We start from the raw sequence: 13,438 nt of genomic DNA, 5'->3' as shown, positions 1-13,438 counted from the left end.
CTGCACTTTTGGCATGTCGTCGTGAAGGTTTATACTTCCGGCACCCGCGCTGGATGTCGACAATCCCTGTGTCCAGCCAGACCACCCTTGACTGAGTTGCCCATGATGAACACTGATTACCGCAAGCCACTGCCAGGCACCCAGCTGGATTACTTTGACACCCGTGCGGCCGTGGAGGCCATTGCGCCTGGGGCCTATGACAGGCTGCCTTATACCTCCCGTGTGCTGGCGGAGAACCTGGTGCGTCGTTGTGATCCGGCGCTGCTGACCGATGCCCTGAAGCAGCACATCGAGCGCAAGCGGGATCTGGACTTCCCCTGGTTCCCGGCGCGGGTGGTGTGTCACGACATCCTGGGGCAGACGGCGCTGGTGGATCTGGCGGGGCTGCGCGATGCCATCGCCGAGCGGGGCGGGGATCCGGCCAAGGTGAACCCGGTGGTGCCCACGCAGCTCATTGTCGACCATTCCCTGTCGGTGGAATACGGTGGCTACGACGAGGATGCCTTCGAGAAGAACCGCGCCATCGAGGATCGCCGCAACGAGGACCGCTTCCACTTCATCGACTGGACCAAAAAGGCCTTCAAGAACGTGGACGTGATCCCGCCGGGTAACGGCATCCTGCACCAGATCAACCTGGAGCGGATGTCGCCGGTGGTCCATGCCCGCGATGGTGTGGCCTTCCCCGACACCCTGGTGGGGACCGACAGCCATACCCCCCATGTGGATGCCCTGGGCGTGCTGGCCGTGGGCGTGGGTGGCCTGGAGGCCGAGAGCGTCATGCTGGGCCGGGCCTCGTACATGCGCCTGCCGGACATCATCGGCGTGGAACTGGTGGGCAAGCGCAAGCCGGGCATCACCGCCACCGATATCGTCCTGGCCCTGACCGAGTTCCTGCGTCAGGAGAAGGTGGTCTCCGCCTACCTGGAGTTCTGTGGCGAAGGGGTGAAGGAGTTGAGCCTGGCCGACCGCGCCACCATCTCCAACATGACCCCGGAATTTGGCGCCACCGCCGCCATGTTCCACATCGACGAGCAGACCATCGACTACCTCAAGCTCACCGGTCGCGAAGACGAGCAGGTGAAGCTGGTGGAGACCTACGCCCGCGAGGCCGGTCTGTGGGGCGATGACCTGAAGAACGTGGAATACGAGCGCCGACTGCGCTTTGATCTGTCCACGGTGGTGCGCAACATGGCCGGCCCCTCCAACCCCCACAAGCGCCTGGCCACCGCCGACTTGGCGGCCCGGGGGATCTCCGGCAAGGTGGAGAACGAACCCGGCAAGATGCCCGATGGCGCCGTGATCATCGCCGCCATCACCAGCTGCACCAATACCAGCAACCCGCGCAACGTGGTGGCGGCCGGCCTGCTGGCCCGCAATGCCAACGCCCGGGGCCTGGTCCGCAAGCCCTGGGTGAAGAGCTCATTCGCGCCCGGCTCCAAGGCGGTGCAACTGTACATGGAAGAGGCAGGGCTGCTGCCGGAGCTCGAGAAGCTGGGTTTTGGCATCGTCGCCTTCGCCTGCACTACCTGCAACGGCATGAGTGGCGCCCTGGACCCGAAGATCCAGCAGGAGGTCATCGACCGGGATCTCTACGCCACCGCCGTGCTCTCGGGCAACCGTAACTTCGACGGGCGCATCCACCCCTACGCCAAGCAGGCCTTCCTGGCCTCGCCGCCCCTGGTGGTGGCCTATGCCATCGCCGGCACCATTCGTTTTGACATCGAAAAGGACGTGCTGGGTGTGGACGCCGACGGCAACCAGGTCACCCTCAAGGACCTGTGGCCCAGCGATGAAGAGATCGACGCCATCATCGCCAACAGCGTCAAGCCGGAGCACTTCCGGCAGGTGTACGAGCCCATGTTCCAGGTGAAGACCGAGGCGGCACAGCAGATCAGCCCCCTGTACGAATGGCGGCCCCAGAGCACCTACATCCGTCGCCCGCCCTACTGGGAAGGGGCCCTGGCGGGAGAGCGCGCCCTCAAGGGCATGCGCCCGCTGGCGGTGCTGGGTGACAACATCACCACCGATCACCTGTCGCCCTCCAATGCCATCCTGCTCGACAGCGCCGCCGGGGAATACCTGGCGAAGATGGGCCTACCGGAAGAGGACTTCAACTCCTACGCTACCCACCGGGGCGATCACTTGACCGCTCAGCGGGCCACCTTTGCCAACCCCAAGCTCATCAACGAGATGGCCGTGGTGGACGGTGAAGTGAAGCAGGGCTCCCTGGCCCGTATCGAACCGGAAGGCCAGGTCACCCGCATGTGGGAGGCCATCGAGACCTACCAGGAGCGCAAACAGCCCCTGATCATCATCGCCGGGGCCGACTACGGTCAGGGCTCCAGCCGTGACTGGGCCGCCAAGGGCGTGCGCCTGGCCGGTGTGGAGGCCATCGCTGCCGAAGGGTTCGAGCGCATCCATCGCACCAACCTGGTGGGCATGGGCGTGCTGCCCCTGGAGTTCGAGGCCGGCACCACCCGCAAGACCCTGGCCATCGATGGCACGGAAACCTTCGATGTGAAGGGCGAACTGGCCCCCCGGGCGAATCTCACCCTGGTGATCCATCGCAAGAACGGGGAAACCGTGGAGGTGCCCGTGACCTGCCGCCTGGATACGAAAGAAGAGGTCTCCATCTATGAAGCGGGTGGCGTGCTGCAGCGCTTTGCCAAGGACTTCCTGGAAGCGGAGGGCGCCTGATGAGCCATGTTCCCCAAGTGAAGATCCCCGCCACCTATATGCGGGGTGGTACCAGCAAGGGCGTGTTCTTTCGCCTGGATGACCTGCCCCAGGTGGCACAGACCCCCGGGGCCGCCCGGGATGCCCTGCTGCTGCGGGTGATCGGCAGCCCCGACCCCTATGGCAAGCAGATCGATGGCATGGGCGGGGGCGTGTCCAGCAACAGCAAGTCGGTGATCCTGTCGCGCAGCACCCAGCCGGATCATGACGTGGACTACCTGTTCGGCCAGGTCTCCATCGACAAGCCCTTTGTGGACTGGAGCGGCAACTGCGGCAATCTGACCGCCGCAGTGGGGGCCTTTGCCATCAGCGCCGGCCTGGTGGATGCCGAGCGCATCCCCCAAAACGGCACCGCCATCGTGCGTATCTGGCAGGTGAACATCCAGAAGACCATCATCGCCCATATCCCCATCACCGATGGGGCGGTGCAGGAGACGGGGGATTTCGAACTGGATGGGGTGACCTTTCCCGCCGCCGAGGTGCAGGTGGAGTTCATGGACCCGGCCGATGACAGTGGCGGCTCCATGTTCCCCACGGGCAACCTGGTGGACGACCTGGAGGTGCCGGGTATCGGCACCTTGAAGGCCACCATGATCAATGCCGGCATCCCCACGGTGTTCGTCAATGCCGATGACATCGGCTATACCGGCACCGAACTGCAGGATGACATCAACGGGGACCCCAAGGCCCTGGCGATGTTCGAGACGCTCAGGGTCCACGGGGCCGTGCGCATGGGCCTGGTGCAGTCGGTGGAAGAGGCCGGCCAGCGCCAGCATACCCCCAAGATCGCCTTTGTGGCCCCGCCCAGGGACTACGTGGCCTCCAGCGGCAAAAAGGTAGCGGCAGGTGATGTGGATCTGCTGGTGCGGGCCCTGTCCATGGGCAAGCTGCATCACGCCATGATGGGCACGGCGGCCGTGGCCATCGGCACGGCGGCGGCCATCCCCGGCACGCTGGTCAACCAAGCGGCCGGCGGCGGCGATCGCACCTCGGTCCATTTTGGCCACCCCTCAGGCACCCTGCGGGTGGGGGCCGAGGCCACCCTGGAGGGTGGCGAATGGAAGGTGGTCAAGGCGGTGATGAGCCGCAGTGCCCGGGTGCTCATGGAAGGCTGGGTCAGGGTGCCGGGGGATGCCTTCTGAGCAGGCGCCCACTCAGACCGCTGTCCCGGTTCACCCGGCGGGTGATGGCCTCGCCCAGTACCGAGGCCTGGCTGTAAAGCAGGGTGAACCGGGTGCGTGAGCGGGTGATGGCGGTGTAGAGCAACTCCCGGGTGAGCACCGGGTTGGGGGCATCCGGCAGGATCAGCGCCGTGTGTTCGAACTCCGAGCCCTGGGACTTGTGCACCGTCATCGCAAACACGGTCTCCACCGCCTGCAGGCGGCTGGGCAGCACCCAGCGCACCTGACCGGCCTCGCCCGGGAAGGCCACCCGCAGTACCGTGCGCACCTCGCCGTTCTGGCGCACCGGTACGGGCAGGGTGATGCCGATGTCACCGTTCATCAGGTTCAGGGTGTAGTCGTTGCGGGTGATGAGCACCGGTCGTCCGGCAAACCATTGACGCTGGGCGGGGGCGCCCGCGTCCGCCTCTCCGGGCAGCAGGCGGGCGGCGCGCAGCACCTGAATGATGCGGGTGTTGAGCCCGGTTACACCCCAGGGCCCATCGCGCAGGGCGGTGAGCAACTGAAACTGCCGCTGGGCCTGAAGGATGTCGTGGGCCCAGGCATCGACGCGGGCCGACGCATCGGGATCATCCGGGCGCTGTTCCAGTCGTTGCAGGTAGCCCGTATACCCCTCCCTGACCTGTTCATCGAAACGGGGATCGGCCTCATCCACCAGCTGAATCGCCGCCACACTGCCCAGCGTACTGTCGGGCTCCGCGGCCGATCGTTCAAAGACCGCGCGCACCGCCGCCAGGGCGGCATCGGGATCGCGTGGGTCCTGTTCCGGGGCATTCACCCGCGCCGCCAGGGCGCCGATGCCGCCCTGATCGCTGAAGCGGTGACTGGTGCGCAGCATGGTCACCGCCTGATCCAGTGCCCCCCCGTTTGCATCCACCATCGGCTCCGGCACGTCCTGACCACTGACCCGTGCCAGCCAGTCCCGGGTGTCGGGGGTGTAATGGGCCCGATGGGCACGCTGGCACAGATCACCCAGCACGGCGCCGGCCTCCACCGAGGCCAGCTGATCCTTGTCCCCCAGCAGGATCAGCCGGGCCTCGGGGCGCAGGGCATCCAGCAGGTGCACCATCATCTCCACGTCCACCATGGAGGCCTCGTCCACCACCACCACATCGGCGGCCAGGGGGTTGCCCGGGTGGTGGCGGAAACGCCGGCTGTCGGGCTGCGGGCCCAGCAGCCGGTGCAGGGTCTTCACACGGGTGGGTATCGGCCCCACCGGGGAGGCGATGCCCTCGGCGGGTGGCAGGGCGTTCACCTGGGCGTTGATGGATTCATTCAGGCGCGCGGCGGCCTTGCCGGTGGGGGCGGCCAGCTCGATGCGCAGGGCAGGCAGGCCCTGCACGGCTACCAGGCGCTGCAACAGGGCCAGCAGACGCACCACGGTGGTGGTCTTGCCGGTGCCCGGCCCCCCGGTGAGGATGAAAAAGCCGCTGCGGGCCGCCAGGGCGCAGGCCAGGCGCTGCCAGTCCGGCCCCGGACCTGGCGATGACGAGGGCGCTGCTGCTCGATCGCCGGCCGGCTGGAACAGGGTGTCCAGCAGTCCGGCCAGCGGCGTCTCGGGAAGGGGCAGCGGTTGCTGCAGGCGGCCCTGTATCCCTTCGGCGATGCGCTGCTCATAGGCCCAGTAGCGGCGCAGGTAGAGCAGGGGACGTTCCGGGTCGCCATCCAGCACCAGGGGACGCGGATCGACCGGGTCCCGCGCATCTTCCGCACGGCTGATGGCCGAACTGGCCCGCAGGCGCGCCACCCAGTCCGTCAGGGTCAGCGCCCCCAGCTCACGGGCCAGGGCAAGACGGATGCCCTGGGCCAGGGGCTGATCGTCCCGCAGGCGGGTGAGCAGGGTCTGCGGGTGATGCAGGGCCTGGGCGAGATCCAGACACACATGGCCGTGGCCATTGCGTTCGCTGGTGAGCGCAATGGCCAGCAGCACGGCGGGATCATCCTCCGGGGCCTGGGTGTGGATGAAGCGTGTCAGCGACAGATCCAGGGCACGGATGGCGCCGGCGGCGGCCCATTCACCCAGCAGGGCCAGGGTGGGGTGGGGCGGGTGTTCCTGATGGGCCTCGGGGTGTTGCGCCATCATGCCAGCGCCCCCATCCGGGTGGGGCGCTGCCCCATGAAGAGGGCATCCAGGGCCTCGATCAATGCCCGGGGCGGGCGATGGGTGTGCAGGCCCCGGGCCGGTCCCCCGGCGCCGCGCAGAAAGGCATAGACGGTCCCGCCCATGTGCTGATCATAATCGTAGTCCGGCAGGCGCAGGCTCAGTTGTCGATGCAGGGCCAGCAGGTAGATGAGGTACTGCAGATCGTAGCGATGATGCAGGACGGCGTCCTCCATGGCGGCCGTGGAATAGGCCGGATCGTCCGGGCCCAGCCAGTTGGATTTCCAGTCCAGGACGTAATAGCGCCCCTGGTGTTCGAAGACCAGGTCGATGAAGCCCTTGAGCATGCCATTGAGCCGGGCCGGGTCCAGCCCGGGCCGGCGCCGGCCCGGCAGGCAATGGGCCTGGGCCAGTCGATCCAGGTCCCGGGTGTCCACCCGGGTGGCTGCGAACCAGAATTCCATCTCCACCTGCAGTGACTCGGGCGCCAGATCGGCCAGGGTCAGCGTGGTGGCCGAGGTTCCGGGCGCCGTGGGGAGGGCCCAGGGGGTGGTGAGATAGGCGGCCAGCCAGGCATCCAGGGGCTCGATCCAGTCGGTCAGGCCCCTGAGCTGGCAGCGCCGGGCCAGCATGTCCCGGCGTGCCTCCGGGCAGTGGGCGGCGGCGGCAAACCCCGCTGCCCGATCGGCGGGGTCTTGGGCCCGGGCCTCGGTGGCTGCCCATTCCATGATGCCGTGCAGGAAGTTGCCCACCTGGCGCCCCCGGGGCAGGGTGTGCAGCCTGGCCAGGGGCGTGCCCGGTGGCGCGGCGTGGGTTCGGGCCGGCTGGGCGGGGGGCGGCACTGGGGGTTCATCGGCCAGGCCTTCTTCCCTGCCCAGTTCGTCATCGGCGGTCTCGGCCGCCGGCGGGGGCTCGGCTGCCCCGTCTCCCAGGGGCCCCAGGCGCAGCCCGGAATAACTGGCGATCCACCAGGGCTCGTGACGACAATCCGGTGCCGGCCGGGCCGGGTCCATGACGGGTTGCGGTAGCGGCGAGAGGGGCGTGGGGACGGGGGTGGGAGCCGGTTCCATCTGGATATGGGGGTTGTCCTGGCCCAGGGTCTGGATGGCCTGCTTCAGCTCCAGGGCGCTCTCGAAGGCCTTGCCGCCGTTGAGCACATGGCCCATGGCCGATTTTTCCAGCTGGATCTTGCGGGTGTTGCCGCTCTTGAGGGGTGCGATGCCCAGCCAGACGCCATGGCACGCACGGGTGATGGCCACATACAGCAGGCGCATGTCCTCGCTCAGGCGGGCATCGTCGGCATCGTCCCAGGCCTGGCGATAGTCATTCCGGCCCGCCGTCTCGATATACCGCGCCTCGTCCCGGCGCAGGGGGACCTGGGGCGTGCGCCCATTCACCTCCCGCCAGCTACAGATGAAGGGCAGCAGCACCAGGGGATATTCCAGGCCCTTGGACTTGTGGATGGTGACCACCTGGATCAGCTCCGCGTCACTCTCCAGGCGCACCAGGAATTCCTCGTCATCGGCGTCCAGGTGTTCGCTCAGGTGCCGGATCAGGGCCTGCTCCCCGTCCAGGCCCCGGGCGGCCTGCTGCAGCCATTCGGCCAGGTGCAGCAGGTTGGTGAGCACCCGCTCACCTTCCTCGCGCTCCAGCAACTGACGGGGCAGGGCCTGGTCGTGCATCAGGCGGCGCAGCATGGCCAGCACGCCCTGGCGCTGCCAGATGCGTTGATAGCCGTGGAACTGCTCCAGCTGGGCCTCCCAGGCCAGCTCATCCTCCTGCCAGCCGGCCAGGGTCTCCAGGGGCAGATCCAGGGTGTTGGTGCCCAGCGCCGCCCGCACCAGGCCCTCATCGGTGGGGCAGGCGCAGGCCCGCAGCCAGTGCAGCAGGTCCCGGGCCTCGCGGGTGCGAAACACCGAGTTGCGATCCGACAGGTACACGCTGTGTATCTGCCGCGCCGCCAGGGCCTGGCGCATGACGGCGGCCTCGGTGCCGGTGCGCACCAGGATGGCAATGTCCCGGGGTCGCAGCGGTTTCCATGTATCGTCCTCGCCCTCCACGGGGCGAAACCCGGCCTCACCGAGGCGGGCCGCTTCCAGCCACTGCACGATGCGCGAGGCGGTGGCAGCGGCCAGGGTCTCCCGATAGCTGTCGGGGGAGACGGGTCCCTCGTCCGAGTCCATCATCCAGAAGGTCATGGCCGGATGCGGGGCACCGTCCAGGATCAGGGTCTCTTGGCGACCCTGGGCCGACACGGGCTGGTAGGGGATGGGGTTCTCGGCGTCATCCCCGGTCTCGGGGCGGAAGCGAAAGGCGCCCCTGGGGTGCGCCTCGGCGTGGGTGAACAGTCGGTTGCAGGCCTCCACCATCCCCTGGGTGGAACGGTAGTTGGTGGCCAGGGTGTGATGCCGACCCCGGGTGGCCTCGCGGGCCGCCAGGTAACTGTGGATGTCGGCGCCCCGAAAGCCATAGATGGCCTGCTTGGGGTCGCCGATCATGACCAGGGCGGTGGGGGCCTGGGCGTCCCGAGTGGCCGCAGCGCCATAGACCCGATCGAAGATCCGGTACTGGATGGGATCGGTGTCCTGAAACTCGTCGATCAGGGCCACGGGGAACTGGTGGCGCAGGGTGGCCGCCAGGTGCCTGGCCGGGTCGGCAGCCTCGTCATCACTGCTGGGGGTGAGGGCGATATCCATCTCCCGCAGCAGATCATCAAAGCCCATCTGTGCCTGCTGACGCAGTCGCTGCGTGAGTTCGCGGCCCACCCATTCGCTGGCATGGGCCAGGATGCAGGCCTTCAGGGGCGGCTCGGTGTGTCCGTCGGGGGCTTCCAGTTCGCGTGCCGCCTGCTGCCACTGGGCGATGGCGGCAAAGGCCGGGTGCAGCATCTCCTCCTGCACCGGGGCCTTGGCCTTGAAGCCAAAGGCCCCCTGGGCAAAGTGGCGCAGCCGGTTGGGAGCGGTCTCACCCTCGCTCCAGGCCTGGATCTCCTTGAGCACCTCGGTGAATTTTTCCGGCTGGGCGCTGCCATGGCGGGTGCCGTTCAGGTGAGGCTGCAGTGTCCATAAATGGGCCTCGATGGCCTGCCGGTCGGCCTGCCACTGTTCCCGGGCCGCCTGTTCCAGGGTGTCCACTTGGTCCTGCCGGGCCTGGCGCTCCAGGGCCCGGTCCAGGGCCGGACGCAGGTCCGGGCAGTGCAGGGGGTGGCCCTGGTAGGAGAGCCCGGCATCCCGCTGGCGCAGCCAGGGGAGCAGGTGTCCGTGCAGGTGCTCGGGCGAGGTGATGGCCTGACGGATGCAGCGGGCCTCGGCGGCGGGCAGGGGGTAGAAATGCACCCGCCAGTAGTCCCTGAGGATCTGGTTGATCAGGTCGGTCTGGTCGGTGGTCACCTCCCGCTGGAACAGCCCCCGGGTCTCGAAGGCGTGTTCCTTGAGCATGCGCTGACACCAGCCATGGATGGTGGAGATCATGGCCTCGTCCATCCATTCGGCGGCCAGGCGCAGGGTGCGCGCGCAGCCGGGCCAGCGCTCGGGGGGGTGGTCGCTGCGCAGTCGATGCAGCGGGTGGGCCGCCGTGGTGGGATCGGCGGGGGGCAGCGCCTGAGGGTCCGCCTCGAACCAGGTGGCCGCCTCCACCAACCGGCTGCGGATGCGTTCGCGCAGTTCCTGGGTGGCGGCCTCGGTGAAGGTGACCACCAGGATCTCCGGTGGCATCAGCCCGCGCTCAAACGCGGTGTGGGCATCCCCATGGCCCAGCACCAGGCGGGTGTACAGCAGGGCCAGGGTGAAGGTCTTGCCGGTGCCGGCGCTGGCCTCGATGAGACGGCTGTCGCGAAAGGCAAAGCCCAGGGGATCCAGGGTCGTGGGGTTGGTCATGGCTGAGCCCCCTGGGGTGCGATCAGATGGCGGTAAAGGGGATGGTACAGGGCCTCGATGGCCCGGGCGAAACCCGGATCCTCCGCCAGGCTGGCATAGTCGGGCCAGAAGCGCGCAAAGAGGTCGTGCTCATCTCGCTCACTGTTCCACTGATGGTCGCCCTCATAGAGGGTCTGGGGGGTGGGCCTCACCTTGCCGTCCTCCCACTCGATCAGGGCCGCGAACCCGGTGCGACAAGGCAGGGGCAGGGGGCCTTCAAGGCCTTCCCGGTAGCCCTCCATGAGCTGGATCAACGTGGCCCGGGCCGCGTGGGCGTCCATGGGGGGCAGGATCACCCGGCTCTGCGGACCCAGCAGGCAGGTGGTGGTGGGGGCCTGTAGCTGGGCGGCCAGGTGGCTGGGCCAGTGGCGGATCAGATGATGCCATTGGTAGTCATCCTCCTTCTTCACCAGTCGGCTGGCCTGCAGCACGACCCGCAGCCGGACCCCCGAGGCATCCTGGCGCAGGCCGGTCAGGGTGTCTTCCAGGGTGATGCCCTCGGCCTCCACCACGATGCCCTGCGCCGGGCAGGCGTGAGGGTGATCCAACAGCAGGGCCTGGTACTGCGTCACCGGCGGCTCCAGGTGGGTGAGAAGCGCTTCCCTCCAGTGGGCGTCGAAGGGGGGCAGGGGCAGCTCGCCGGCCCGGGTCAGGCGCTCTGCGCTGGCGGACAAGTCAAGGGCGCCGGGGTCCGCCGCAGGCCCTCCGGGGGCGGACCGGGTCAGACGTTCGATCAGGGTCGATCGCAGGGACCAGTTGCCCAGGCCGTCCAGGTGGAACGGCTCTTCATCCTCGGCGGGTTGCTCGGCTTCCTGAAGATACAGCCCCAGGCGCTGGCTGTAGAAATGCCGGGCCGGGTGACGCAGGAAGTGCCCCAGGGCCCCCAGGCTGATGGGGGCATCCAGCGTCGGTGGGGGGAGTCGGGGCAGGGGGCGGACCGTGGGCAGGGGGGTCGTTGAGAGGGACTGCCACTCGTGGGCGTGGGTGAACACCCGCGCGGGCCGGTCGGGATCGAAATAGCGGGCACTGAAGGGTTGCAGGGGGTGCTCGGTGGTCAGGGCCTGGATCAGCCCCGTGCCTTCGTCTCCCTCTCCGCCCAGGGGTGCATCGTCCTGGGGTGGCCCCAGGCGCCAGCCGGCGGCGATGTGATCGCGCAGCTGCCCCACCAGGACAGAGGGGGGCCGCTGGCTGTTGTCGCGGATGCTGCGCCCTACCCAGCTGATCACCAGGCGCTCCCGGGCAGAGAGCAGGGCCTCCAGGAAGAGATAGCGATCGTCCTCCCGGCGGGAGCGGTCGCCGGGGCGGTAGTCCCGGGCCATCAGGTCGAAATCCGCCGGGTGGTGACTGCGGGGGTAGTCGCCATCGTTCATGCCCAGCAGCCAGATCTGCCGAAAGGGCACGGCCCGCATGGGCATGAGGGTGGCAAAGTTCACGGCCCCGCCCAGGAAGTGCTGGTTCAGGGTGGGCTCGTCCACGGCACTGAGCAGGGTGTCGCGCACCACCTCCAGGGGCAGGGGTTCCTGATCGGCGCCGGCGGCCTGGCAGTCGGTCACCCATTGTTCCAGGGCCTGGCCCACGCGGGTGATGGCGCGGTGATCCGCGTCGCTGTCGATGGCAAAACAGTCATCCATGAGTTGGAGGATCACGCCCATCCATGCCTGGGGGGTGCGGGAGGTCTGCAGTGTGCGCCAGGCCTCGCCCAGGGTCTGAAGCAGCTGATCCAGGGGGCCGATCATCGCCGCCTCCAGGCCCCCCACCTCATCGTAGGGTTCCACCCCCCGCCAGGGGCCGGCATCATCGCTGGCAAAGCCCAGCAGCATGCGGCGCAGGCCGAACTGCCAGGTGTTCTGTTCCAGGCCCGGGGGCAGACCCAGGCCGGTGCGCTGGCGGGCGTCCAGGCCCCAGCGGATGTTCGCGCCCTGTATCCACTGGCGCAGCCGGGGCAGGTCGGCCTCGTAGATCTCAAAGCGGTCCCTGAGGGCCGGGATGTCCAGAAGATCCAGGATATCGCTGACCGAGAATCGGGCCTGGGGCAGGTTGAGCAGACGCTCCAGCCCGATCAGTACCGGGTTGCGGTGGCGTTGTCCCTGGTCGGCAATATGAAAGGGGATATGCCGCGGGTCGCCCGGGCCGATGCGCCCGAAGACGGCCTCGATGTGGGGGGCGTAGGTCTCCACATCCGGCACCATCACCAGGATCTCCCGCGGGGGCAGGGGGCTACCCTGAGCGTGGGCCTGCTGGAAGGCATCCAGCAGCTGATCGTGCAGCACCTCCACCTCCCGCTGCGGACCATGGGCCACCAGGAATTCCAGGCTGCGGTCCGCGTCGGGGTCGATGGTGGTGGCCAGTGCGCGGCGCTCACTGAGGGGGCGCAGTTCCAGGATGTCGTCCTGGAGTTGCTGCAGCAGGGTGTCCTGGCCCGGGGATTCGAACAGGTCGATGGACAGGCTCTGGGCCTGAAAGTGGGCCTCGTACTGTTCCCGCTGGTCGTGTTCATCCAGCAGGCGGATGTAGTCCCGGCCCTGCTTGCCCCAGGCGGCCAGCAGGGGGTGGCCGTGCAGGTGCATCTCATCGGGTTCCACGCCGTCGGGCACCTTGCGGGCGCTCAGGCGCCGATAACCGCGGCGGAACAGGTCCCGGCCCTCGATGATGTCCCCCCAGTAGTGGCAGCTGGGGTTATGGACGAACAGCATCACCTGGCTGACCGGGGCGATGCCCTCCAGTACCTCCAGGGTCTGGCGGGGCAGGGAGGAGATGCCGAACACGATCACCCGGCGGGGCAGCCCGGCGGGCCGGTTGGCCAAGGTGAAGGACCGGGAGGCCTTGAGGAATCGCTGGTGGATGGCCGCGCGGCTGTCGCCGGGGTCGTGCTCATCCCGGGCGATGTCCTCGAGCAGGGCCCGCCACAGCAGGGGTTGCCAGCGCTGGGTCTGGGGCACGGGATCCGTCCGGCCATCGGGGCGGATGAGCACATCCTCGCCCGCCTCCCAGGCCTGCAGCCAGTCGCTGCGATACACCTGGTACTGGTCGAACAGGTCCGCCAGGCGCATGGCCAGTTGATGGCGCCGGCGCACATCGTCGTCCGTGTGCAGAAAGCCCCGCAGGGGCTGCAGCTGATCCATGGTGCCCGGCGTCGTCGCCAGGGCATCCAGATCCCCCAGCATGCGGTACAGCCGCCAGCCCAGGGGGGCCTTGTGAAAGGCGGAGACATCCGGCAGGTCGCCCAGCACCTGGCAGTAGGTGTTCCAGATGAAGCGGGCGGGCAGGGTGACCTCCAGGGCGGCGGCGATGCCGCAGCCACTGCCCGCATCCCCCGCATCCCGGGCCAGGGCGAGCTTGAGCCACTGCCCGATGCCGTTGCTCTGCACCAGGATGACCTCGTTCTCCAGCGGGCGCAGCGGGTGGCTGCGCATCCAGGTGGTCATCAGGTCCCCGAGGGCCTCCAGGCGATTCCCCTGGATGAGCATGAAGCCCGTGGGCCAGGCGTCCGTGTGGGCGGTGTCCAT

5 protein-coding genes are annotated in these 13,438 nt (G+C 68.3%); 2 read left to right on the top strand and 3 right to left on the bottom strand.

The features are described from left to right. Positions 1 to 105 precede the first annotated feature (105 nt). Positions 106 to 2,697, top strand: coding sequence for a Fe/S-dependent 2-methylisocitrate dehydratase AcnD (acnD, locus tag BMY52_RS09755; protein WP_218140419.1), 2,592 nt, complete (start codon positions 106 to 108; stop codon positions 2,695 to 2,697). After that, positions 2,697 to 3,878: a 2-methylaconitate cis-trans isomerase PrpF gene (gene prpF / locus BMY52_RS09750; RefSeq protein ID WP_090253881.1), complete on the top strand. Its 1,182-nt coding sequence runs from the start codon at positions 2,697 to 2,699 to the stop codon at positions 3,876 to 3,878. Before acnD ends, prpF begins: the two co-directional genes overlap by 1 nt. On the opposite strand, the gene recD is transcribed toward prpF, so the two are convergent. From recD to recC, 3 genes are read right to left on the bottom strand one after another with little or no spacing between them, the layout of a single operon-like run. Further along, positions 3,853 to 6,000 carry an exodeoxyribonuclease V subunit alpha gene (gene recD, locus BMY52_RS09745; protein ID WP_245740764.1) on the bottom strand — a complete coding sequence of 716 codons (2,148 nt, stop codon included), beginning with the start codon at positions 5,998 to 6,000 and terminating at the stop codon, positions 3,853 to 3,855. The genes prpF and recD overlap by 26 nt on opposite strands. Then, positions 5,997 to 9,893, bottom strand: coding sequence for an exodeoxyribonuclease V subunit beta (gene recB / locus BMY52_RS09740; protein WP_090253879.1), 3,897 nt, complete (start codon positions 9,891 to 9,893; stop codon positions 5,997 to 5,999). Before recB ends, recD begins: the two co-directional genes overlap by 4 nt. Next, positions 9,890 to 13,438 (bottom strand): exodeoxyribonuclease V subunit gamma, encoded by a 3,549-nt coding sequence (recC, locus tag BMY52_RS09735; protein ID WP_090253877.1) that lies wholly within the window; start codon positions 13,436 to 13,438, stop codon positions 9,890 to 9,892. The genes recB and recC overlap by 4 nt, the downstream gene beginning before the upstream one ends.

The organism is Ectothiorhodospira marina (genome assembly GCF_900109495.1).
Taxonomy (GTDB): Bacteria; Pseudomonadota; Gammaproteobacteria; order Ectothiorhodospirales; family Ectothiorhodospiraceae; genus Ectothiorhodospira; species Ectothiorhodospira marina.
The sequence above is the reverse complement of the archived record's forward strand: the minus strand, read 5'-3'. Positions and strand labels throughout refer to the sequence as shown.

Coding starts and splice junctions, on each gene's coding strand:
- acnD (WP_218140419.1), top strand. CDS start 106: ATGAACACTGATTACCGCAAGCCACTGCCAGGCACCCAGCTGGATTAC.
- prpF (WP_090253881.1), top strand. CDS start 2,697: ATGAGCCATGTTCCCCAAGTGAAGATCCCCGCCACCTATATGCGGGGT.
- recD (WP_245740764.1), bottom strand. CDS start 6,000: ATGATGGCGCAACACCCCGAGGCCCATCAGGAACACCCGCCCCACCCC.
- recB (WP_090253879.1), bottom strand. CDS start 9,893: ATGACCAACCCCACGACCCTGGATCCCCTGGGCTTTGCCTTTCGCGAC.
- recC (WP_090253877.1), bottom strand. CDS start 13,438: ATGGACACCGCCCACACGGACGCCTGGCCCACGGGCTTCATGCTCATC.